This window comes from Ideonella sp. FW305-24 (genome assembly GCF_058788035.1).
Genome location: NZ_JBYTAI010000001.1, coordinates 920,715 through 942,527 on the forward strand (window position 1 = coordinate 920,715; position 21,813 = coordinate 942,527).

19 protein-coding genes and 2 pseudogenes are annotated in these 21,813 nt (G+C 65.7%); 15 read left to right on the forward strand and 6 right to left on the reverse strand.

Annotated features, from left to right (window positions below; genetic code table 11):
* Positions 1–124: 124 nt before the first annotated feature.
* The 3 genes from AC3WR5_RS04100 to AC3WR5_RS04110 all read right to left on the reverse strand — a co-directional run bounded on the left by AC3WR5_RS04100 (position 125) and on the right by AC3WR5_RS04110 (position 7,024).
* A complete protein-coding gene (locus tag AC3WR5_RS04100; protein ID WP_492482084.1) occupies positions 125–865 on the reverse strand; it encodes a response regulator transcription factor in 741 nt (246 codons plus the stop codon).
* Between the two features lie 154 nt (positions 866–1,019).
* Positions 1,020–4,154 carry a sensor histidine kinase gene (locus AC3WR5_RS04105; RefSeq protein WP_492482087.1) on the reverse strand — a complete coding sequence of 1,045 codons (3,135 nt, stop codon included), beginning with the start codon at positions 4,152–4,154 and terminating at the stop codon, positions 1,020–1,022.
* Between the two features lie 14 nt (positions 4,155–4,168).
* Positions 4,169–7,024, reverse strand: a complete 2,856-nt coding sequence (locus tag AC3WR5_RS04110; protein WP_492482089.1) for an ATP-binding protein — start codon at positions 7,022–7,024, stop codon at positions 4,169–4,171.
* Positions 7,025–7,954: 930 nt separating this feature from the next.
* On the opposite strand from AC3WR5_RS04110, the gene AC3WR5_RS04115 reads away from it, so the two are divergent.
* Complete coding sequence (locus tag AC3WR5_RS04115) at positions 7,955–9,862, forward strand: PAS domain-containing sensor histidine kinase (protein WP_492482618.1); 1,908 nt, start codon at positions 7,955–7,957, stop codon at positions 9,860–9,862.
* A 23-nt stretch (positions 9,863–9,885) separates the two neighbouring features.
* Positions 9,886–10,515 (forward strand): response regulator transcription factor, encoded by a 630-nt coding sequence (locus AC3WR5_RS04120; protein ID WP_492482091.1) that lies wholly within the window; start codon positions 9,886–9,888, stop codon positions 10,513–10,515.
* 329 nt (positions 10,516–10,844) lie between these two features.
* Here the strand turns inward: AC3WR5_RS04120 and AC3WR5_RS04125 are convergent, their stop codons facing one another.
* Complete coding sequence (locus AC3WR5_RS04125; protein WP_141284373.1) at positions 10,845–11,042, reverse strand: ribbon-helix-helix protein, CopG family; 198 nt, start codon at positions 11,040–11,042, stop codon at positions 10,845–10,847.
* 178 nt (positions 11,043–11,220) lie between these two features.
* On the opposite strand from AC3WR5_RS04125, the gene AC3WR5_RS04130 reads away from it, so the two are divergent.
* Positions 11,221–11,967, forward strand: coding sequence for a spermine/spermidine synthase domain-containing protein (locus AC3WR5_RS04130; RefSeq protein ID WP_492482093.1), 747 nt, complete (start codon positions 11,221–11,223; stop codon positions 11,965–11,967).
* A gap of 241 nt (positions 11,968–12,208) precedes the next feature.
* Here the strand turns inward: AC3WR5_RS04130 and AC3WR5_RS04135 are convergent.
* Together AC3WR5_RS04135 and AC3WR5_RS04140 are read right to left on the reverse strand one after the other, a co-directional pair.
* A pseudogene (locus AC3WR5_RS04135) lies at positions 12,209–12,283 on the reverse strand (class II fructose-bisphosphate aldolase); the annotation flags it as partial.
* 50 nt (positions 12,284–12,333) lie between these two features.
* Positions 12,334–12,498: pseudogene (locus AC3WR5_RS04140) on the reverse strand (thiamine pyrophosphate-binding protein); the annotation flags it as partial.
* A gap of 387 nt (positions 12,499–12,885) precedes the next feature.
* Between AC3WR5_RS04140 and AC3WR5_RS04145 the strand changes: the two are divergent.
* Genes AC3WR5_RS04145 through AC3WR5_RS04200 form a run of 12 tightly spaced genes read left to right on the forward strand, consistent with a single transcriptional unit; the run spans position 12,886 to position 21,801 of the window.
* The gene (locus AC3WR5_RS04145; RefSeq protein ID WP_492482095.1) at positions 12,886–13,962 is read left to right on the forward strand and encodes a hydrogenase small subunit; all 1,077 of its coding nucleotides are present in this window, start codon (positions 12,886–12,888) and stop codon (positions 13,960–13,962) included.
* Between the two features lie 13 nt (positions 13,963–13,975).
* Positions 13,976–15,832 (forward strand): nickel-dependent hydrogenase large subunit, encoded by a 1,857-nt coding sequence (locus AC3WR5_RS04150; RefSeq protein ID WP_492482097.1) that lies wholly within the window; start codon positions 13,976–13,978, stop codon positions 15,830–15,832.
* A 41-nt stretch (positions 15,833–15,873) separates the two neighbouring features.
* Positions 15,874–16,464 carry a HupE/UreJ family protein gene (locus tag AC3WR5_RS04155; protein ID WP_492482099.1) on the forward strand — a complete coding sequence of 197 codons (591 nt, stop codon included), beginning with the start codon at positions 15,874–15,876 and terminating at the stop codon, positions 16,462–16,464.
* Positions 16,465–16,499: 35 nt separating this feature from the next.
* Positions 16,500–17,231 carry a Ni/Fe-hydrogenase, b-type cytochrome subunit gene (cybH, locus tag AC3WR5_RS04160; RefSeq protein WP_492482101.1) on the forward strand — a complete coding sequence of 244 codons (732 nt, stop codon included), beginning with the start codon at positions 16,500–16,502 and terminating at the stop codon, positions 17,229–17,231.
* A 1-nt stretch (position 17,232) separates the two neighbouring features.
* Positions 17,233–17,862 (forward strand): HyaD/HybD family hydrogenase maturation endopeptidase, encoded by a 630-nt coding sequence (locus AC3WR5_RS04165; RefSeq protein WP_492482103.1) that lies wholly within the window; start codon positions 17,233–17,235, stop codon positions 17,860–17,862.
* Positions 17,863–17,864: 2 nt separating this feature from the next.
* Positions 17,865–18,200, forward strand: coding sequence for a HypC/HybG/HupF family hydrogenase formation chaperone (locus AC3WR5_RS04170; RefSeq protein ID WP_141290112.1), 336 nt, complete (start codon positions 17,865–17,867; stop codon positions 18,198–18,200).
* Positions 18,197–18,694, forward strand: coding sequence for a thioredoxin domain-containing protein (locus AC3WR5_RS04175; protein ID WP_141290111.1), 498 nt, complete (start codon positions 18,197–18,199; stop codon positions 18,692–18,694). The genes AC3WR5_RS04170 and AC3WR5_RS04175 overlap by 4 nt, the downstream gene beginning before the upstream one ends.
* 18 nt (positions 18,695–18,712) lie before the next feature.
* On the forward strand, positions 18,713–19,582 hold the full coding sequence (locus AC3WR5_RS04180; RefSeq protein WP_492482106.1) for a hydrogenase expression/formation protein: 870 nt from the start codon (positions 18,713–18,715) through the stop codon (positions 19,580–19,582).
* Complete coding sequence (locus AC3WR5_RS04185; protein WP_141290109.1) at positions 19,579–19,806, forward strand: rubredoxin; 228 nt, start codon at positions 19,579–19,581, stop codon at positions 19,804–19,806. The genes AC3WR5_RS04180 and AC3WR5_RS04185 overlap by 4 nt, the downstream gene beginning before the upstream one ends.
* A gap of 6 nt (positions 19,807–19,812) precedes the next feature.
* On the forward strand, positions 19,813–20,328 hold the full coding sequence (hybE, locus tag AC3WR5_RS04190; RefSeq protein ID WP_492482108.1) for a [NiFe]-hydrogenase assembly chaperone HybE: 516 nt from the start codon (positions 19,813–19,815) through the stop codon (positions 20,326–20,328).
* On the forward strand, positions 20,325–21,461 hold the full coding sequence (locus AC3WR5_RS04195) for a hypothetical protein (RefSeq protein WP_492482110.1): 1,137 nt from the start codon (positions 20,325–20,327) through the stop codon (positions 21,459–21,461). Before hybE ends, AC3WR5_RS04195 begins: the two co-directional genes overlap by 4 nt.
* On the forward strand, positions 21,454–21,801 hold the full coding sequence (locus AC3WR5_RS04200) for a hydrogenase maturation nickel metallochaperone HypA/HybF (RefSeq protein ID WP_492482112.1): 348 nt from the start codon (positions 21,454–21,456) through the stop codon (positions 21,799–21,801). The genes AC3WR5_RS04195 and AC3WR5_RS04200 overlap by 8 nt, the downstream gene beginning before the upstream one ends.
* The last annotated feature ends 12 nt before the right edge of the window (positions 21,802–21,813 follow it).

A 21,813-nucleotide genomic window follows, 5' to 3' on the forward strand; every position in this document is an offset into this window, starting at 1 on the left:
GCAGCGAGCAAGGCTCCTAACTTCAAACTCAAGACAACCCCTGTCAATTCGCGATGAAAATCCAGCCGGGGCAAATGGCCACGGTGGCAAAAATCTCGCAGCGCCCATCGGCCACTGCGAGGCGTCATGCGGGCAACGCTTGCAGGACGCCTGCGCTGGAAAAACTCCGCGACTGAGCGCCGGTGACGCGCGGCACGCTCCTGCCACCCGTTGGCGGCGCTCGCCTGGGCGCCGTGTTCCCATCGGAACCCGCATCTGCCGACCGGTCGATGAGCCCTCGCTGAGAAGCCACCCACAAGGCCTCGGTCCTGCAACGCGCACCGAGCTTCGTCAGCAGCCCTCGCATGTGAGACTTCACCGTGCCCACGGAGATGCCCAGGGTGCGCGCGACTTCCTTGTTGTTGTTGCCGCGGAAGACCAGGGCGAGCACCTCGGTTTCGCGGGAGGTCAGGACAGGCTGCGCCAGGCTGTCCGCCATGCGAAGGGTGGCGGCGGTGCAGAGATGCCGGCGCCCTGCCGCGACCGCACGCGCCGCGTTCACGATCTCGTCTGCCGAGCAGTCGATCAACACATAGCCACGCACGCCAGCAGCAAGTGCACTGCGGATGTCGCTCTCCTGTCCCATCATGGACACGACCAGGACGTTGGTTCGAGGGTGAAGTTGATGGCTCTTCGCCCAGCTGATCCCCTTGTCATGGTCCAGCACGACCACGTCGGGGTCGCTCGGCTGTGTTGCAGGGCCGCCAGCTTCTGCGCCCCCTCTTACTTCAAACTCTGGCCACGAAGCGAGGATGCGGCGCAGCCCTGCCTCGATAACGGCGTTCTGGTGCGTCACGTCTATGACGGCGGGTGTGACCAAAGCCATGGCATCGCTCCTTCAATCTTGATGCATGCATGGTCGCCCTCGGCGGCAAACAAGGCCAGTTAACCGCGGTTAAATCTCATGCTACCGAGCCGCCGACAGTGGCTCATCCGCAGCAGCGCACGCGCAAAGATGCGCATGGGGCGTCCCGTCCGACTCAGGACTCTGCGGCAAGGCGACCCGCACCAACGCGCCGCCCGACCCAGGAGCGCCGCCTTCGCTTGTAGGCGATCCTGGCCGGCACCTCGATGGCCACCGTGGTGCCCTGCCCGCCCGAGCTCACGTGCAAACGCGCGTTCAGCCTATCCGCCCGTTCCTGCAGGCCGATGAGGCCCCAGCGTCTGGCGTGCGGCTGGTCCGGGTCGAACCCGTGACCGTCGTCTGCAACTTGCAGATGGAACTGCCTGGGCGCATGGGCAATGCGAAGCTCGACGCGTGTGCCCTGCGCATGGCGAAACGCGTTGCTGATGGCTTCCGTGGCGATGCGCTGGCATTCCTGCACGGCGACAGGATCGAGTTCGCGCAGCGGACCCTCGATGCGCATCTCAAAGGAGATGCCGGTGTCCCGCGACCAACGCTCGCCGATGAGTTTCAGATCCTGGGCAAAGTCGGTCGGACTGGCTGTCGCCAGACGCAGGTTCGTCACGGCATCACGCCCGTCAGCAATCACTTCGTCGGCACAATCCAGCGCGTCTTTCATCAAGCCCCTGGCGTGCTCGTGCGGCGGGATGCGCTCCATCACCGCATGGAACCGCAACACCAGGCCATTCACGGCTTGCAGGAAGGTGTCGTGCAGTTCGCGCGCGATGCGCTCCCGCTCGACCATCCGCTCCTCCAACCGCAGGCGCAAGCGAGCCTTGATCGAGCGCAATCTCGACCAGTACAGCAGCCCCAATGCCGCAGCGGCGGCTGCACCGCACAGCGCGATGAACCAGGGCGTCTGTACGAAGGTGGGGGGAATGACGAACTCGATGCTGGCGCCCGTTTCATTCCACACGCCGTCGTTGTTGGAAGCGAGGACCTGGAAACGATGGTGGCCTGGCGGAAGGTCTCTGAAGTACGCCTCCCTGCGTGTCCCGACCTCCTGCCATTCGCCATGCCCATCGCCGAGGCGATAGCGGAACATCACGCGCTCGGGCATCGTGAGGCTGGTCGCGGTATAGGAGATGTTCAGATCGCGGGTGTGCACCGGCAGTTGCGTGGGCATGCCTGGTTGCAAGGTGTACACGGTGCCGTCCGCAACGATCGACTTGATGATCACCGTGGGGGCGATGAGGTTGCGCGCCGTGCGCGAGGGCTCGGTCCAGACGACACCGTTGACCGTTGAAAACCAGATGCGGCCGCCATTGCCCATCGCCGCTACTGGCAGCCCCGACAAGCCATCCAGGTGATTCAGCAACGCATAGCGGACGGGACGTTCGGGCCGGCCGAGCGCCGGGGCCAACTCATCGGCGGTGATGTGCACCACGCCCTCGACCGTGCTCAGCCACAGGTCACCGGTCGGACCCGGCACGATGCCAGAGACCCCGATGAACGCGCCGCGGGTTCCCGTGACAGGCCGCAGCACACCGCCCTCCAGGTGCCACAGCCCTTTCTCGGCACCGACCCAGATGCGATCGCCTTGCTGCCCGAAGGAAGCCACGGCGCCCAGGCTCGCTTGCGGTTGCGCGTCGTTCGGCGAGGCCATGATCGTCAGGCGGTCGCCGTCAAGGACCGCCACCGTGCCATCGTCATGGCCGAACCAGACCCGGCCCCGTATGTCGGTGAACAAGGCCGTCGTGTTTTGCGTGGGCATGTCGGTGCGTCCGCCCCACAAGGTCCACGCATCCCCGACCACCCGGTACACACCAACCCGCAGCACGGACACCCACATGGCACCCTGGGCGTCCTGTGTCATCGTCTGGATGTTGGAGTAGGCGTAAGCAGCCGGGCCACCTTGTGCGCCAGGCCGGGCCGAACGCCGCCAACGGCGATCAGGCTGAAGCTCCCAGATCGAATCCCCACCCGCCACCCACAGCGAGCCCGCAGCGCTGCTGTAGACGGTATCCACTCCCACGCCCGCCAACTTGTTGAAGTCGATCTGCGCCTGGGAGACCGGCCCGGCGCGAAAGATGTTGCCCCGCGACGTGCCGATCCATGCGCCGCGCTCACCCGCAGGCGCCAGTGAAAACTCGTTCGATCCGACATCCAATGGCAATTTCAACAGGGCCGGCGCACGAAAGCGATCAAGTCCGGCGCGGGTTGAAAACCACAGATTGCCTTCCCGATCCTCCAGCGCGGCCGAGACGGATTCGCCGGTCAAAGGCGCGAGATCCGCCTTGTAGCCGCGCCACCCATTGGCCGTGGATGCTGCGTTCTCTGAGGACGGTGGGAAACGGCTCGCGCCCTCGCTCCCCCCAACCCACAAGTGGCCTTCCCTGTCGAAGACACACGTGGCCTCTTCGCTGACGGTGACCTGCCTGTCGTGCCATTCCGGCACCCACGCGCTGGCGCCGAGCGGCACTTTCAGCGCCAGCGTGCGCACGTGCCCCGAAGTGCACAACATGGCCGCGCCGCCGGGCGCCAGGAGCATGGTGATGAACACGGACTTGCCGAGCGTGATCGGCAATTTCTCGAACCGTGTCGCGCCGTCCCTGAGATAGAAGATCTGCCCATTGCCCTTCACCCACAGGGTGCGATCGCGATCGACAACAAGCGCCTCCAGAGGGCCTGTCGGCGCGTTCCAGGCGGCGCCCACCGCCTGCCACCGCCCGCTTTCGAGTCGGAACAGCCCTCGTGTCGTCCCGGCCCATACCTTCCCATCCCCTGCATGCCCGATGGCCGTCACGGACGAAGCGGGCAACCCCTCTGCCCGGCCGTAGTTGACCAGGCGGCCACCCTGCAAATGGCTCACGCCGCCGAGGTGGTGCCCGATCCACAGGCCACCATCCACCGCCGCGTGCAATGAATAGATGTCCTGCGACAGGAGCGAAACCTCGTTCGTGCCGGAGAAGCGCTCGAACGCCACACCGTCGAAGCGAAACAACCCACCCGAGGTGCCCAGCCACAGAAAGCCGTCGGGCGTCTGGGCGATGGCCTCGATGCCCGTCGGCACGCCATCATGGACGGTCCACTGCGTGTGATAAAGCTGCGAGACGCTGTATTGCGCCGGCAATGCCTGCGCGGCCGGACAGGTCAGCGCATTGACCAGGAATGCCTGCACCAGGCACACGCTCCAAGCGCGCAGGCACCGCCAAGTCATGAGGAAGTCGAGCGCCTGCGACGGGTGCTGGCCATGGTGGTGTGCGGGCAAGCGTCGCGTCGTACTCACATCGCTTCGAGGATGCGGCGTGCGTTTCGCAGGTCTTTCGTTTCAAAGCCCTCGTTGAATTGCCGGTAGATGGACGACAGCATGTCCTTGCCCCGACCGCGGGAGCCGGAATCTGCCCACAGCGCCGCCAGGTTGGTTGCCGAACGCAGTTCCCAGGCGAGCGCCCCTTGCGCGTGTGCCATGTTGATCGACTGGCCATAGCACTCGGCCGCGGCATCGGCCCACCCCGCTTGCCTGCCGGCTTCGATGAATGTTCCTTTCAGGCGCAGCATTTCGGGGATGCCCCAGACCTGACCACTGCTGGCGGAAAGCGAGAGCGCTTCGTCGATCTTCGCGAGCGCACCCGTGGTATCGCCGCGCAGCGACAGCACGTGACCCAGGTTCGCAATGAATGGCGCATATCGAATGCCAACGCTGCCGTCGCGGATCTGGACCAGCGTTTCCTCATACCGCTTCAGGTCAACCTCGCGGCCGGAATCGAGCAACCATTTGATGCGCACGCACTCGGTCATGGCGCCCCACATCGGCAAGCCATGCGCTGCCGCATGCCGTGCGGCGAAATTCAAGGCCTGCTCCGCACCAGCAAAGTCGCCGGTATAGATGGCAAGAGGCGCTGCGGTCATTGCAATGGCGGAACAGATGGGCACCGCATGGTTACTTTCCTCTGCCTCTACGCGATGGCGCTTTGCGGTCGCGAGGGCCTGTTCTGGAAAACCGAGCAACCACAGCACAAACGCCAGGGACCCCCGGGCCTCCAGACGCTGATTGAACTGGAATCGGGCGGTCTCCCAGCCTGCTCGCGTTTGAACCGGTGACGCGAGGAAGTCTTCAAGGTGGCGGCACGACTGAGACAGGTCGCCCAGGTAGTGCAAGGCAGATCCCGCGTGAGCGTCCGCATTGGCGACCGAGATCAGGTCCCCCTCCGCGCTTGCGAGCGCTCGTATCTCGGCGGACAGTGCCAGGGATGACCGCGAGTCGCCCTCCCACAAATGGTATTCCGACAGTCTCTTGAGGCATTCCAGCCGCAAGTCCGCACGGTTCAATTCTTCGGCAAGCGCCAAAGCCTTCGTGAAGAGGTCCTTGACTTCCTGCATCGGACCGCGCGTGAACAATTGCGCCCCACCGGCGGCCAGGCACAAGGTCAGTTCGTCCTGCCTGGTTCGGTCGGTCCCGAGGCTGTTCTCCAGTGCCCGCTTCACGAACAGCCGGCATTCCTCGAACAGCGACAAGCGTTCCCAGAACGGGATTGCCGCCACGGTGAGCTTCACGCCCAGTGCGGCGTGTGCCGAGCCGGCAAAAGCCCAGCCAATCGCGGTGCGAATGTCGTCGATCTTCTCGGCGTGACGAGCGAGCCAGTCCGGCCCGGTCAAACGAACATCATCTGCCTTTGCATTCCCAGCCAGCTCGAGGAAATGCAGGGCATGGCGCAGGTGGGCACTGTCCGGCTCGTCGTGTTCGGCGAGCTTCTCCGACGCATAACTGCGGGTGGTGTCGAGCAGCCGATATGCCAGCTCGATCTCGCCGGGCTCTGCCGCAAGCAGCGATTTGGCGACAAGGTTGGCCACGCCCTCGACCACCTTGACGCGGTCAATGCCGTCGTCAGCGGCAACAGCACAAGCGGAGGCCAAGGTGAAAGCGCCTGCGAACACGGAAAGCCGAGACAAGATTCTCTGATCGCTGTTCGACAGGAGATCAAAACTCCAGTCGATGGTCGCCATCAGCGTCTGGTGGCGGTCCGGACCCGACCGGCGTCCTTTCAGCAGCCGGAATCGGTCGTTGAGCCGGGCCAGGATTTCGCCGATCCCGAAGACATCGACTCGCGTGGCGGCCAGCTCGATTGCAAGCGCGTGGCCGTCCAGACGCCGGCAAATCTCGGCCACGGCGGGGGCATCCGCATTGCTCAGGTTGAACGATTCGAGTCTGTCCACCGCGCGTTCGACGAAGAGCTCCACAGCCGGAAAGGCCACGGCTTGCGCTCGGTTGATCGCCGGTGTGACCGGTGGTGTTTTCAATCCCGGCAGCCTTCGAACCCGCTCGCCCTGCAAGCTGAGCGGCTCCCGGCTGGTGACCAGGATCCTGACTTTCGAAGCCTCCGTGAGGAGGCGGTCCACGCAAGTGGCTGCGGCGTCGATGATGTGCTCGCAGCTGTCGAGCACCAGCAGGATCTCTCGATCACGCAAGAAGCTGCACAGCGCGGCGAGCACATTGGCCGAATGCGCCGCCATGCCGATGGCGGTCGCGATGGCATTGGGGATCAACGACGAATCCTTCAGCGGCGCGAGGTCCACCAGCCAAACACCGTCCTTGAACGACGGGAGCGCGCGGTCAGCGGCGGCAATCGCAACTGTCGTCTTCCCGATGCCGCCCGGCCCGACAAGCGACACGAGCCGCGATCCTTCCAGGTCCTGCTGCAGGGCGGCGATCACTTCCGTCCTTCCAACGACTCGTGTCGTGCCGGTGGGCAGGTTGTGCTTGCGCATGGGCTGCGCATGGCTCAACGAAGGCTCTGCCAATCCAGAAGACTGGACATCAGCGACGAACCGATAGCCTCTGCCGATCACGGTCGCGATGTACCGCGGAGCGCCGCCCTCTTCGCCAAGAATGCGGCGCAAGCCTGCCATGTTCACCTTGAGATTGCTCTCGTCGACGATGGTGGTTGGCCATGCGCGCGCCATGAGCCCTCGTTTGGTGACCATCTCCCCAGGGCGCTCGACCAGGGCCGTGAGAATGTCGAGCGCACGCCCACCGATGCGCAGCGGCGTTTCACCTTTCAGCAGCAACTGTCGTTCAGGCAAAAGGGTGAACGGCCCGAAGGCGAATGCCCTCCGAGCCTGCTCCGCCGCGTGGTTCATGACTCTCCGTACTCCTCGCGACCAAAAATTGCAGAAATCAATTCGGCAAGTGAAGGCTATCTTCCGATGCACACCGGATCAATTCTTCTTTGGTCGACGATGGGCGGCGAGAGGTGGGGCAACGCTAGACTTTGGTCGAGTTGCACCTCCTCTTTGTGCAGACTGCCTGGCGATTGCAGCACGCAGACACCTGCCACGCCGTCGCGCCGCTGCCATCCGGTGGCCCCTTAGCGATTGGTCGAGCAGCCCTAGACCATGGTCGAGTTGGATGCGACATCGGGCACACGGTAAGCTGCTCGCCTGCGACCGGGCGCGAGAAGCGGCTGCGCTCGCACGGATGGAACATGGTCCTGGCTGAGCAAGCCGCGAGGAACTTCTGTGAGTGAACTATCACCGTCTGGTCCGCTGGATGCGGCTCGCCAGGCGACGCTTCCACACGCGGTCGCTGAAGACAAGGCATTGCGGCAGAGCGACGACGACTTCGAACATCTCGTCCGTCTTGCGTCGACCTGGCGGGGACTGGACCCGACGGCCATCGTCGAGAGCATGCTGGAGACGCTGATCGACATGCTCGGCCTGGACTTCGCCGGCCTTCGGTTCAGCGACACCGTCCATCTTTTCCTGCGGACCGGCAACGCCCTTTCGACCTCTCAGTCCGCTGGAGACCTCGTCCCTTCGATTGACGCGTGGCTTGCGGCCCACCCGCAACTGGGGTCGGCATCGATGGTGGTTGGCGGCGAGGTGCTGGGTGTTGCGGCGGTGCCGCTGGGCGAGATTGCCAGCATGGGTTCGCTGGTGGTCGGCTCGCGGCGCGCTGGCTTTCCGCTGCGCTCGGAATGGCTGCGCCTGAAGGTCTCAGCCATGCAGGCGGGTCTGGCGTGCCGGGAGATCCGCGAGCTGAACGACCTGCGGCCACCTGCCGACACCCGCATGGAGAAGCCCACCGGTGCGGCGCTCGCAGAAAGCGAATGGCGGCTGAACCTCATCATCAACACGATACCGGCGATGGCCTGGTCGGCAACGCCGGACGGCATGCTGGACTTCTGCAACCAGCATTTCCTGGACTTTGTGGGACTCTCTTCCAGCGAGATCCTTGGCTTGGGCTTCTATCGCATCTTTCACCCGGATGACATGCCCCACCTTCTGGCCGCGTGGCAGGAGATCATGGCGTCCAAGCGCGTCAGGGAAATCGATGGCCGGATTCGGCGCGCCGATGGTGAATACCGGTGGTTCACACTTCGGCAGAACCCTTTGCGGGACCCCAGCGGCAAGGTCGCGAAATGGTATGGCGTCGTCCTGGACATCGAAGATCGCAAGCGCGCGGAAGAAGCCCTGAAGGAGGCTCGGTCGGCCCTGGTGGCCAGCGAGCAGAACCTTCGCCTCATCGTCGACTCGCTGCCCGTCCTGGCGTGGGTGGCCCGGCCAGATGGCACCGCCGAATTCGTCAATCGACGCTGGGCCGAATACGCGGGTGTGGAGGCCGAGCAGATTCTCGAGTGGGGCTTCCTCAATTTCTACCACCCCGACGACGTGGCGGGCATGGTCGAGACATGGAAAGACGCGCTTGAAACGCGCGACCGCATGGACCTGAAGGGACGGATCCGACGATTCGATGGCGAGTACCGCTGGTTCTATTTTTCCGGGCGCAAGATCACCGACGCGAACGGCGTGGTCCGGTGGGTCGGTGCCAATGTCGACTTCGAAGATCTTCAGCGCGCCGAAGACGCACTCAAGGCCAGCGAGCAACGCCTGAAGTTGATCATCGACACCATCCCCGTCATGGCATGGTCTTCCGAACCGGATGGCTACGTCGATTTCTTCAGCAAGAACCTGCTCGATTTCTGCGGGCTTCGGTACGAAGACGTGGTGGGAGAAGGCTACAGCCGCATGTTCCATCCCGAGGACCTGGATTACATGCTGCGCCGCTGGGAAAGGGTCCGGTCAATCAAGCGCGGCGAAGAGATCGATGCACGCGTTCGTCGGTCTGATGGGGAATACCGCTGGTTCACGTTTCGACAGAGCCCTCTGCTGGACGCCAACGGGGACGTCGTGAAGTGGTATGGCGCGCTCATCGACATCGAAGATCGCAAGCGCGCGGAAGATGAGCTGCGCCAGAGCCAGAACGAGCTGGCCCGCGTGGCACGCATGACCACCCTGGGAGAGCTGGCCGTGTCGATTGCACACGAGGTGAATCAGCCGCTGATGGCCATCGTCACCGATGCAGGGACCTGCATGCGCTGGCTTGACGAGGCGCAATTCGACGCCACTCGTGCGCGGCAGGCGGCCGAGCGGGTGGTCCGGGAGGGGCATCGCGCCGGAGAAATCGTGGCCGGCATTCGCGCACTCGCTCGCAAGGCGCCCGCGCGCATGGCGCCCATGGACCTGCATCAGGCGATTCGCGACGTCCTGCTGGTGTTGAACGGCGAATTCCGGCGACGCGGCGTCGATGCGGGCTTCGACGTCGGGCAGCAACCCCTCACGGTGCTTGGCGACCGCACACAATTGCAGCAAGTGCTGCTGAACCTGCTGATGAACAGCGTGGAAGCGATGGCAGACACCGAGCAAGCGGGCAGGCGCCTGACGATCTGCAGTACCGCGCGTGAAGATGGGTTTGGCGAGGTGAGCGTCATCGATACCGGCACCGGTGTCCAGCGCAACGACCTGGACCGCATCTTCGACGCCTTTTTCAGCACCAAGCCAGGCGGCATCGGCATGGGCTTGTCGATCTGCCGCTCCATCGTCGAAGCCCATGGCGGAACGGTCTCCGCCAGGAATGATGTGCCGCGCGGCAGCATTTTCAGTTTCACGGTGCCTTTGGCAGTGGGAGCCATGGAATGAGCCAAAGGTCGGAAACCGTCGTCGTGATCGATGACGACGCCAGCGTGTGCGAGGCCTTGCGAGGCCTCTTCGAGTCGGTGGGTCTGCTCACCAGGACCTACGGGTCTGTGCAGGCGTTCCTTGCAACCGAGCCGCCGGAAGGCTCATGCTGCGTCGTGCTCGACATTCGGCTGCCCGGGCAAAGCGGCCTCGAGTTCCAGGAAGCCCTGGCGAGAAGCGGCTCCCCCCAGGCAGTCATCCTGATCAGCGGCCACGTCGATGTCCAGATGGCCGTGCGTGCAATGAAGGCCGGTGCCGTCGACGTCCTCGCCAAGCCGGTGCGTGAACAGGACTTGTTGGAAGCCGTCAACCGCGCCATCAAACAGGCGGCAAAACGGCGCAGGGATGCCGAACGCATGGCGGCGCTGCAGGCCAGGCATGCACTTCTGACAGACCGTGAGCGCCAGGTGATGGCCTTGGTCACCGCAGGCCTGCTGAACAAGCAGATTGCCGAAAGAGTGAGCATCGCCGAGGCCACGGTCAAACTCCATCGCGGTCAGGTGATGCGAAAAATGGGCGCCGAATCGGTGCCTGAGCTGGTACGGATGGCGGATTTTCTCGGCCAGGAAGGCGGCCACGAGAGCGGGGTCGCCGGTCCGCTTGGGCCGCAGTAGCCAGGCACGGTCGGCCCACGAATGGGCTCACAGCCCGCCACGCCTGGGAAGGCCGCGCGGACCCGAGGTCTGGATGCGGCGGTGCGCAGAGCGGTAGCCATGGCCCGCAGGGCGCACGGACATCGTCACGCGTTCCGGCGCCAACCCGCACCAGATGAGCAGCACGCCAGCGTCCTGCAAATGGCGTCCTGGTTGGTCGTACCCACGACGACCATTGCCGGGCAGACGCCACAAGGCAAGACAGGCCGCATGGTCGTCGGTATGGAGCGCGCGCCGTGCGCGCGCCGGGCCCAACTGGCCAAGGTCGTCGGCAACGGCATCGCGATGGCTCAGCGCTTCGCCGTGGCTTCGTCTTCTTGGTCCACCCCGCTCGGGACGAAGCTCACGCCATGGTGATCCAAGTAGTCCCGAATCAACCGCCGGACCACCTGCGACGGCGTCACGTCTTGCCTCGCGCAAAGAGCTTCGAAGGCCTTCTTTTTGGCGGGGTCGACCAGCACCGTCAGGCGCGCAGTTTTGAGTTCCATGCGATCTCCGTGTGTCTTTCCGTATGCCATTTACATTATCATTTTAGTAACATCCAGCACAAATTGGATTGCACGGTTACGGCAGAGACCTCGGCCAGCAGCACCCTCGTTCTGGCGCTTCTTCCTCTGCCTCACTTCTGATCCTCCCTCATCGCCTCACTGCTTGCCCTGCCCCGCCATGCCAGAAACCCAAGAGTCGGCGCAATTCGTCAAGCCGTTCGTTTACGAGAGTTTGAGCTCCAAAGCCCTGCACTTCTCGATCTGCGAGATCCAGAGCCGGATGCTGATCCAGGACCCGCATGCGCTGGACCTGGAATACACGCGCACGATGATGGGCTTCCTGCTCTTCAACCCCGATCCGGAGAGCATCGCGATGATCGGACTCGGCGGCGGCTCGCTGGCAAAGTTCTGCTACCGCCATCTGCCGCGGGCACGCATTCAGGTGGTCGAAATCAACCCGCATGTGATTGCGCTGCGCGATGAATTCCACGTGCCGCCCAACGACGAGCGTTTCACGGTACTGCGTGGCGACGGTGCCCAGTTCGTGCGGCTGCGCGCAACGCGGCCCGATGTGCTCATGGTCGATGGCTTCGACAGCCAGGGCCAGCCGGCCCGCCTGAGTTCGCAGCGCTTCTACGACGACTGCGCCAAGATGCTGCAGTCGGACGGGATCATGGTGGTCAACCTGCACTACGGGCACATCAGCTACGACAAGCACCTGGAGCGCATCCGGCGCAGTTTCAACGACGCCGTGCTGGTCGTGGACGATGGCGAACTGAGCAACAGCATCGTTTTTGCAAGGAAGGGCCATCCGTTCGAGCAACTCCCGCCCGGCATCATCCGTCCCCCCAAGAACCTGGATGTGGTGGCTGCGAAGCAACTGCTGGCCGCCTTTGCGCTGATCGCGTCCGCGCTCAAGGATTGAGGCGACGGCGCCACCGCAGCCAGGCTGTGTTGAGCGGGCATCCTGTCCGGTTTGTGCCCATCCAATTCACTGTCGAGAAGACAAACCTCGAAGGAGTTGCTGGCCCGAGGCATGCGGATGGGCAAGGACCGGGTGCAAAAGCTGATGCAAGTGCACGGCGCAGTGTGGGTGGCGACATCAGCAACATCGCCACCGAAGGGAGCTGCTTGTTCCTGGCCGTGGTGATTGCGGCTGAATTTGCAGCGCCATGCGAGGTGCCGATGGCGATGGCCAGGGCATCGACACCGGTGCGGGCAAGGAAGTCGGCTTCGGAATCTCGAACGGCGGAGATGTCCAGCCGAGTGCCTGGCGTGTCAGGGCGATCTCGGCGTCGCCGAGCAGTGCACCATGCGCATCCGCGCTGCCAGCGCGATTTGGCGAACCTCGGCCGATGGTCGTCCCGCAGCGGACGAGCACCGGGCGGCCGGCGGCTCGCGCCGCGTCCAGCGCGCGGTCAAGGGAGCTTGCGTCGTGGCCGTCGATGTCGCGCAGCGCCGTCCTGAGCGCCTAATTCGACCCGGCGTTGCGAGCAGTTCGGAAATCGCTGCGATCTCGGTGCGCCTGGCGGCGGTGTTCGCGACGACGTGCCACGGGCTCGGGCTCGGCGAGCGTTCGGCGCATCGAGCGCCGGCCGCGAACTGGAAGCCGGGCTGCCGCTGCGCCGCCATGATCGCAAGCCGAGCTGGCAGCTGGCGCCGCGCGTGTTTTGGGCGCATGCCGCGGCCCGCGCGTTTTGCCAATTGAAACAAGGGCTTGCGAGCTGCGTTCGGGGTTTTCCCGCGAGGCCCCGAAAGCTGGCTCGCGACTTGTAATCAAAGCAGCAGCAGCCGGCGTACCGGCGACCCCAGACCCTTGAAGCAACAAGAGGAGACAGCTCGCATGGAGACGTTCTACGAGGTGATGCGCCGCCAGGGCATTTCGCGCCGCAGCTTTTTGAAGTACTGCTCGCTGACCGCGACCTCGCTCGGCCTCGGCCCGGCCTTCGTGCCGCAGATCGCGCACGCGATGGAAACCAAGCCGCGCACACCGGTGCTGTGGCTGCACGGGCTGGAATGCACCTGCTGCTCCGAGAGCTTCATCCGATCGGCGCACCCGCTCGCCAAGGACGTGGTGCTGTCGATGATCTCGCTCGACTACGACGACACGCTGATGGCCGCCGCCGGCCACCAGGCCGAGGCCATCCTCGAAGAGATCATGGTCAAGTACAAGGGCAACTACATCCTGGCCGTGGAAGGCAACCCGCCGCTCAACCAGGACGGCATGAGCTGCATCATCGGCGGCAAGCCCTTCATCGAGCAGTTGAAGCACGTTGCGAAAGACGCCAAGGCCATCATCAGCTGGGGCTCGTGCGCCTCATGGGGCTGCGTGCAGGCGGCCAAGCCGAACCCGACGCAGGCCACGCCGATCCACAAGGTGATCTTCGACAAGCCCATCATCAAGGTGCCGGGCTGCCCGCCGATCGCCGAGGTCATGACGGGCGTGATCACCTACATGCTCACCTTCGACCGCATCCCCGAGCTCGACCGCCAGGGCCGGCCGAAGATGTTCTACAGCCAGCGCATCCACGACAAGTGCTATCGCCGCCCGCACTTCGACGCCGGCCAGTTCGTCGAGGCCTGGGACGACGAGAGCGCGCGCAAGGGCTACTGCCTCTACAAGGTCGGCTGCAAGGGCCCGACCACCTACAACGCCTGCTCCACGGTGCAGTGGAACGAGGGCACGAGCTTCCCGATCAAGGCCGGCCACGGCTGCATCGGCTGCTCGGAGGACGGCTTCTGGGACAAGGGCTCGTTCTACAACCGACTGACCGACATCCACCAGTTCGGCATCGAAGCCAACGCCGACAAGGTCGGCGGTGTGGCGGCCGCCGTCGTGGGTGCGGCAGCGGCGGCGCACGCGGCCGTCTCGGCGATCAAGCGCGCGAACCAGAACAACGACACCAACACCAAGGTCTGAAGAAAGTACACCCATGGGCGCTTACGAAACGCAAGGCTTCAAGATGGACAACACCGGCCGGCGCATCGTCGTCGACCCGGTCACGCGCATCGAGGGCCACATGCGCTGCGAGGTCAACCTCGACAGCAACAACGTGATCCGCAACGCTGTCTCGACCGGCACGATGTGGCGCGGCCTTGAGGTCATCCTGAAGGGCCGGGACCCGCGCGATGCCTGGGCCTTCGTCGAACGCATCTGCGGCGTGTGCACCGGCTGCCATGCGCTGACCTCGGTGCGCGCGGTCGAAGACGCGCTGGGCATCAAGATCCCGAAGAACGCCTACCTGATCCGCGAGATCATGGCCAAGACGCTGCAGGTGCACGACCATGCCGTCCACTTCTACCACCTGCACGCGCTCGACTGGGTCGATGTGGTCTCGGCGCTCAAGGCCGATCCGAAGAAGACCTCGGAGCTGCAGCAGCTCGTCTCGCCGTCGCACCCGCTGTCCTCGGCCGGTTACTTCCGCGACATTCAGAACCGGCTGAAGAAGTTCGTCGAGAGCGGCCAGCTCGGCCCCTTCATGAACGGCTACTGGGGCAGCAAGGCCTACGTGCTGCCGCCCGAGGCCAACCTGATGGCGGTGACGCACTACCTCGAAGCGCTCGACCTGCAGAAGGAATGGGTCAAGGTCCATACCATCTTCGGCGGCAAGAACCCGCACCCGAACTACCTGGTCGGCGGTGTGCCTTGCGCAATCAACATCGACGGCAACGGTGCCGCCGGTGCGCCGATCAACATGGAGCGGCTGAACTTCGTGAAGGCTCGCATCGACGAGATGATCGAGTTCAACAACAAGGTCTACATCCCAGACGTGCTGGCCATCGGCACGATCTACAAGAACGCCGGCTGGCTGTTCGGCGGCGGTCTCTCGGCCACCAACGTGATGGACTACGGCACCTACTCGAAGGTCAACTACGACGCCAGGACCGACCAGCTGCCCGGCGGCGCGATCCTCGACGGCAACTGGGACGTGATCCACCCGGTCGACCCGCGCGACCCCGAGCAGGTGCAGGAGTTCGTGCCGCACAGCTGGTACAAGTATGCCGACGAGTCCAAGGGCCTGCACCCGTGGGACGGCGTGACCGAGCCCAACTACGAACTCGGCGCCAGGACCAAGGGCACGCGCACAGACATCAAGGAGATCGACGAGAGCGCCAAGTATTCGTGGATCAAGTCGCCGCGCTGGCGCGGCCACGCGATGGAGGTCGGCCCGCTGGCGCGCTACATCCTCGGCCATGCGCATGCGCTGCAGGGCAACAGGTATTCGCAGCGCGTCAAGCAGCAGATCGATTCGTCGGCGGCGGCGATCAACAGCGTCATCCCGAAGGCGCTGGGCCTGCCCGAGACGCAGTACACCGCCAAGCAGCTGCTGCCCACGACCATCGGCCGCACGCTGGCGCGCGCGCTGGAAAGCCAGTACTGCGCCGAGATGATGCTCGACGACTTCAACGAGCTGGTCGCCAACATCAAGGCCGGTGACACCAGCACCGCCAACGTCGAGAAGTGGGACCCGGCGACCTGGCCCAAGGAGGCTAAGGGCGTGGGCACGGTGGCCGCGCCACGCGGTGCGCTCGGCCACTGGATCCGCATCAAGGACGGCCGCATCGAGAACTACCAGTGCGTCGTGCCGACCACCTGGAACGGCAGCCCGCGCGACAACAAGGGCCAGATCGGTGCGTTCGAGGCAAGCCTGATGAACACGCCGATGGCCAATCCGGAGCAGCCGGTCGAGATCCTGCGCACGCTGCATTCGTTCGATCCGTGCCTGGCCTGCTCGACCCACGTGATGAGCCCGGACGGCCAGGAACTCACCAGCGTGAAGGTGCGCTGAAGCCGCAGGCCACGAACCACAAACATCCAGGAGACAACGACATGCTCACGAAAAATCGCTCGCGCGCGATGGTGGCGGCCGCGCTGCTGCTCGCGGCATCGGCCGCGCAGGCCCACCCTGGGCACGGCGTCGACGGCCTTGCCGCCGGGCTCATGCACCCGTTCACCGGCCTCGACCACCTGCTGGCCATGCTGGCAGTCGGCCTCTGGTCTGCCGCTTCGGCGCGCGGCGCGCAGCGTGCCCGCGGGCCGCTGGTCTTCCTGGCGATGCTGCTGTTCGGCGGCCTGCTCGCCAGTGCCGGCCTGGTGCTGCCGGGCGTGGAAGCCGGCGTGGCACTCAGCGTCGTGCTGCTGGCCGTGCTGATGCTCGGCGCGCGCCACATTCCGGCGCGCGCGGGCCTGCTGATCGTGGCCGCCGCAGCGCTGCTGCACGGGCAGGCGCACGGCATCGAGTGGCAAGCCGGCACATCCTTCGCCGCCTACGCCACTGGTTTTGTTCTCGGCTCGGCGGCACTGCACGGCGCCGGCCTCGGGGCCGGGGCCTGGCTGCAGCGTGTGCAGGCCTGGGCCTGGCGCGCGGCCGCCGCGCTGATCGGCGGCGGCGGGCTCGTGATGCTCGCCACCCGCCTCTGAGACCCCCGTCCGGAACCCGCGAGGAGAACACCACCATGTCCACCAGCTCCCCTTCCGCACCCGCCGCCGTCACGGTGAACGACGAGCGCGTCGTCGCCCTCGCGCAGTCGATCAAGTCGGTGTATGTCTTTGAGGCCCCGGTGCGCATCTGGCACTGGATCAACGCGCTCGCCATCACCGTGCTGGCCATCACCGGCTACTTCATCGGCTCGCCGCTGCCCACGCAGCCCGGCGAGGCCAGCGCAAACTACCTGATGGGCTACATTCGATTCGCGCATTTCGCGGCCGGCTACCTGCTGGCGGTGGGCATCCTCGGCCGCCTGTACTGGGCCGCAGTGGGCAACCACCACGCGCGCGAGCTGTTCTGGGTGCCGATCTTCCAGCGCGCCTACTGGGCCGAGATGTGGGGCATGGTGAAGTGGTACGCCTTCGTCAGCGCCCGGCCCGGCCGCTATGTGGGTCACAACCCGCTGGCGCGCTTCGCGATGTTCTTCGGCTTCTTCCTGCTGACGCTGTTCATGATCGTCACCGGTTTCGCGCTGTACGGAGAAGGTTCACAGATGGGCTCTTGGCAGGAACGGATGTTCGGCTGGGTGATCCCGCTGTTTGGCCAGTCGCAGGACGTGCACACCTGGCACCACGTGGGCATGTGGGGACTGATCTGCTTCGTGATCATCCACGTATACGCCGCAATCCGCGAAGACATCATGGGCCGCTCGAGCGTGGTCAGCACCATGATCTCCGGCCACCGGACGTTCAAGGACTGACATGAGCCAGCCGGCTGATCGCGACAACACCATCACGGTGCTGGGCATCGGCAACCTGCTGTGGGCCGACGAAGGCTTCGGCGTGCGTTGCATCGAAACGCTGCAGCAACGCTGCGAATTCGCGCCGCACGTGCAGCTGATCGACGGCGGCACGCAGGGTCTGTACCTGATCCAGCATGTGCAGCAGGCGGGCAGGCTGCTGATCTTTGATGCGATCGACTACGGCCTCGCACCGGGCACGCTCAAGCTGGTCGAGAACGACGAGGTGCCACGCTTCATGGGCGCGAAGAAGATGAGCCTGCACCAGACCGGCTTTCAGGAAGTGCTGATGCTCGCACTGCTGACCGAGCAGTACCCGAAAGACGTGCTGCTGATCGGCTGCCAGCCTGAAGAGCTGGAGGACTACGGCGGTAGCCTGCGCCCTGTCGTGCGCAGCGCGATGGAAGACGCACTGGCCCTCGGCATCGACACGCTGCGGCGCTGGGGCGCACAACCGGTGCCGCGCATGCGGCCGCTGGCCGAACACGAAAGCGTCGGCTTCGCCCAGCTCGAACTCAGGCGCTACGAAGGCGAGCGCCCGCCCGAAGCGGTGGCCTGCCGCGTCGGCGACGAACGTTTTTTCCCGGCCTGAGCATGTGCATCGGCATCCCCATGCAGGTGGGCAGCACCGAACCAGGTCACGCGCTGTGCAGTGGCCGCGGCGAAAGCCGCCGCGTGCGCACCGCGCTGGTCGGCGACGTAGCGCCTGGCGAATGGCTGCTGGTCTTCATCGACAGCGCGCAGGAACGGCTGGAGCCGCAACGGGTGGCGGAGATCAACGCCACGCTCGACCTGCTGCAGGCCGCGATGAAGGGTGACGCACAAGACCCCGCCAACGCCGCGTTCGACCTGCCCTCGCGCTGGACGGCTGCGCAACTGCGCGCGTTGTCCGGCGCGCCTGCCCTACCCACCCCGGAAAGCATTCCATGAGCACCAACAAACAAGGCTCCGAAACCCTGGTCAAGCTGCCCGTGCAGGCGCCGAAGGTCGTGACCTCGGCACTCATCGAGCGGCTGGTCGAACAGTTCGGTGCGAGCTGGGTCGACGAGACCAACATCGACGCCTGGGCGGCCGAAGGCGGTGACCGTGTCGTGCTGTTCGCCGGCGACCCGGTGCAGTTCCCCGAGGGGCTCGACGTGGCCGTGGTGCTGCCCGAACTGCAGCGCAGCCTGCCTGGCCGCTTCAAGGTGGGCGTGGTGCCACGCGAGCGCGAAGACAAGGTCGCACGCCGCTTCGGCTCCCAGCGCTGGCCCACGCTGCTGTTCCTGCGCGACGGCCAGTACGTCACCACGGTGAGCGGCATGCACGACTGGGAGGTGTTCATCGAGCGCGTGACCCAGGCGCTGGCAATGCCGGTCTCGCGCGCACCGACCATCGGCATCCCGGTGGTCAGCGCCGGCGCCGGCGACGCGTCCTGCCACTGAACTGAAGAGGACCCTCGCATGAAAGACTTCCCCATTCCTGTGGTGGCCATCGGCATCGGCCCGGGCAGCCAGCCCGAAGAAGAAACGCTCGACTACCTGCCCATGCCACAGGGCATGGAGACCTTCCGCGCGCCGCTGTTGCCCGAGCCGGAAGACGTGGCCGGTTGCCATCGGGCACACCGCGCGCTGCGCGAGGCGCTGGCCCAGCTCGACCGCGTGCGCCAGGGCGGCGCCAACCTCGGAGTCGACCTGACCGGGTTGCCGGTGGCCGACCGCCAGCTCATCAACCAGGTGCTCGGCGAAGGCGAGGTCAGCGCGGTCGTGACCGGCGGCGACTCGGGCTACGAGGTGCGTGTGCAGGAGTCGGTGTTTGCTGGCGTGTGGCGCGTGGTGTGCTCGGTGAACGGCGTGGTCAGCTCCGACGTGATCGAACTCGGCGCGGTGCCGCAGGCGCTGAAGACCGTCGCGCTCGAAGACGTGCTGCCGACCATGCCACGCTGGCAAGGCGCCCTGCCCCCGAACGTACAGAACGCTCCGACGCTGCTGTCCGAGATCGAAGACCAGTGGCACGCCTGGCGTGCCGGCCAGCCGGCACAGGTGGTCAACCTGACGCTGCTGCCGATGTCGGTCGAAGACATCGGCTTCCTCGACCACCACCTCGGCACCGGTCGCGTGTTGATCCTGTCGCGCGGCTATGGCAACTGCCGCATCACCAACACACGCATGCCGAACTGCTGGCGTGTCGTGTACTACAACTCGCAGGACGTGGTGATCCTCAACACCGTCGAAGTGGTGGAACTGCCGGACGTTGCGCAGGCCGCGAAAGAAGACCTCGATGACTCCCACGAGCGGCTCGGCGAAGTGCTGACCTGGGTGGAGGGCGCATGAACGGCGCGCGGTTCGAAGGCAGTTATCTCGGCAACCTGTCCAAGCTGCCGGCCGGTGCGCGCCTCGAATGCAAGATCTGCTGGTGGGTGTACGACCCGGCGCTCGGCGACCCGGTCTGGCAGGTCGAGCCCGGCACGCCGTTCAGCGGCCGGCCCTCGCACTGGCGCTGCCCGCAATGCGATGGCGACGCCGAGCAGTTCATGGTGCTGGCAGACACCGACTGACACCGCATGGGCCCTCACCCCGCACCCGTCGACCGCCTGAGCGCCCGCGTGGCCGAACTGGCCGCGCTGTTCACGACCGTTGCACACACGCGCATGGCCGGCATGCCGGTGTTGAACACGGCCTTGCAGGTCGAGGCCATCGGCTTCGAGTGCCTGCCTGCGGGCGAGGGTGAGCCGGCAGGCCTGGGCATTCTGGTCACGCCGTGGTTCATGAACCTCGTGCGCCTGCCCTTGCAACGCGAAGACTCGGCCGCTCAGGTCGGCCGCACCCACGACGAGCCGCTGGCAGGCCAGCGCTTCGAGTTCATCGGTGCGCACGAAGCGGCGCTCGGTGCATTTTGTGCGTGCTCGCTGTTTTCGCCGATGTTCGAGTTCGCTGACCAGTCCACTGCGCGCGCCACCGCGCTGGAAGTGCTGGCACAGCTGCGCAGGCCGCCGTTGCCGGCCGTGCGCACCGAGCCCGTTCCGGCACGCCGCTCGTTCCTGTTCGGCCGCAGTGCCGCCTCCGAAGTGCGGCCATGAACACGCACGAGCCGCTCGGCGGTGCACTCTGGTGGCGGGCGGGCCAGGCACGCCCGCACAACCTGCGCAGCACGCGGCCCGACTGGGTCAGCCGCATTGCCAGCGGCCTGCCGGCGAGCCGCCTGCCGGCCACGCTGGGCAGCCTGTTCAGCCTGTGCGGCCACGCCCACAGCTTGTGCGCCGGCATGGCAGTGAACGCAGCGCTCGGGCGTGACGACGGGATCACCCGCGCCACCCGCAGGTCGCTCGCACAGCAGACCTTGCGCGAACACCTGCGCCGCATCGCGCTCGACTGGCCGCGCCAGCTCGCAGCAGAGCCGGCGGCCGACACGGCCCTCGACGCCGCCGCGCGCTGGCTGGCGCGCTGCCCCGCTTTCGCGTCGGCCGCCGCGCCGGGCGAAACCGCTGCATGGTTCGAGGCCGAGCTGCTGGGCATGGCAGCAGCCGGCTGGCTGGCAGCGTGGGAACACGCCCCGGCCACATGGCTGGCGCATTGGTGCGAGCACGGCAGGGGCCGGCTGGCGCAACTGCTACAGGCCTGCCGGCTCGCCACCAGCTCCACGCTGCCGGACGTGCCGGCCTTGCAACTGCATGCCGATGCCGCAGAGCTGCGTGGCTTCGCATCGAATCTGCTCAACGACCGCGCCTTCGCGCGCCAACCCCGCTGGCGCGGCCACTGTGCAGAAACCGGCGTGTGGACGCGCCTGAACGAAGCTGCACCGCAGCGCCTGAACAGCGCCTGGCTTCGCTTCGGCGCGCGCCTGGCCGAGTGTGTGCGGCTCGCGCTGCCCGATGCGCCGGCACGCTGCGGCGCGCACTGGCTGAGCCTCGGCGCCTTGCCGCTCGCGCCCTTCGAGGCGATCGCCTGGGTCGAGATGGCGCGCGGGCTGCTGCTGCACCACGTACAGCTCGAAGGCAGCGGCGACACGGCGCGTGTGGTGGCTTGCCACGTGGTCGCGCCGACCGAATGGAACTTCGATGCCGACGGCGCGGTGGCACGCGTGCTGGAGCAATTGCCAAAACAACCTGCAGACAAGGGTTTGCGCCGACTCAGCGCGCTGATGGCCGCTTACGATCCTTGCGTGCCCCACCAACAGGATCTGCCCATGCCCCACGAGGCCTCCCATGCATGAAGCCAGCCTGGCCGGCGGCATTCTGAAGCTGGTCGAAGACAACGCCCGGCGCGAAGGCTTCGTGCGTGTCACCTCGCTGCGCCTGGAAGCCGGGCAACTCGCCGGCGTGGAGCCGCGCGCGCTGCGCTTCGCGCTCGAAGCGTTGGCGCCCGGCACCTGCCTGCAGGGCGCGGTGTTCGAGATCGACGAACCGCCCGGCCAGGCTTGGTGCATGCACTGCTGCAGCACCGTGTCGATCGCGCAGCGCGGCGCGGCCTGCCCGGGCTGCGGTGGTTACCAATTGCAGCCTGTCGGCGGCACCGAATTGCGGGTCGTGGACATGCTGGTCGAAGACGTGTGAAGGAGAAGCGCT

Excerpts from the sequence above, each read along its gene's own strand:
- AC3WR5_RS04195 (WP_492482110.1), top strand. The coding sequence starts at position 20,325 with ATGAACACGCACGAGCCGCTCGGCGGTGCACTCTGGTGGCGGGCGGGC.
- AC3WR5_RS04175 (WP_141290111.1), top strand. The coding sequence starts at position 18,197 with ATGAGCACCAACAAACAAGGCTCCGAAACCCTGGTCAAGCTGCCCGTG.
- AC3WR5_RS04110 (WP_492482089.1), bottom strand. The coding sequence starts at position 7,024 with ATGAACCACGCGGCGGAGCAGGCTCGGAGGGCATTCGCCTTCGGGCCG.
- hybE (WP_492482108.1), top strand. The coding sequence starts at position 19,813 with ATGGGCCCTCACCCCGCACCCGTCGACCGCCTGAGCGCCCGCGTGGCC.
- AC3WR5_RS04180 (WP_492482106.1), top strand. The coding sequence starts at position 18,713 with ATGAAAGACTTCCCCATTCCTGTGGTGGCCATCGGCATCGGCCCGGGC.
- AC3WR5_RS04165 (WP_492482103.1), top strand. The coding sequence starts at position 17,233 with ATGAGCCAGCCGGCTGATCGCGACAACACCATCACGGTGCTGGGCATC.
- AC3WR5_RS04125 (WP_141284373.1), bottom strand. The coding sequence starts at position 11,042 with ATGGAACTCAAAACTGCGCGCCTGACGGTGCTGGTCGACCCCGCCAAA.
- AC3WR5_RS04200 (WP_492482112.1), top strand. The coding sequence starts at position 21,454 with ATGCATGAAGCCAGCCTGGCCGGCGGCATTCTGAAGCTGGTCGAAGAC.
- AC3WR5_RS04170 (WP_141290112.1), top strand. The coding sequence starts at position 17,865 with ATGTGCATCGGCATCCCCATGCAGGTGGGCAGCACCGAACCAGGTCAC.
- AC3WR5_RS04130 (WP_492482093.1), top strand. The coding sequence starts at position 11,221 with ATGCCAGAAACCCAAGAGTCGGCGCAATTCGTCAAGCCGTTCGTTTAC.
- AC3WR5_RS04185 (WP_141290109.1), top strand. The coding sequence starts at position 19,579 with ATGAACGGCGCGCGGTTCGAAGGCAGTTATCTCGGCAACCTGTCCAAG.
- AC3WR5_RS04155 (WP_492482099.1), top strand. The coding sequence starts at position 15,874 with ATGCTCACGAAAAATCGCTCGCGCGCGATGGTGGCGGCCGCGCTGCTG.
- AC3WR5_RS04115 (WP_492482618.1), top strand. The coding sequence starts at position 7,955 with ATGGAGAAGCCCACCGGTGCGGCGCTCGCAGAAAGCGAATGGCGGCTG.
- AC3WR5_RS04150 (WP_492482097.1), top strand. The coding sequence starts at position 13,976 with ATGGGCGCTTACGAAACGCAAGGCTTCAAGATGGACAACACCGGCCGG.
- AC3WR5_RS04100 (WP_492482084.1), bottom strand. The coding sequence starts at position 865 with ATGGCTTTGGTCACACCCGCCGTCATAGACGTGACGCACCAGAACGCC.
- cybH (WP_492482101.1), top strand. The coding sequence starts at position 16,500 with ATGTCCACCAGCTCCCCTTCCGCACCCGCCGCCGTCACGGTGAACGAC.
- AC3WR5_RS04145 (WP_492482095.1), top strand. The coding sequence starts at position 12,886 with ATGGAGACGTTCTACGAGGTGATGCGCCGCCAGGGCATTTCGCGCCGC.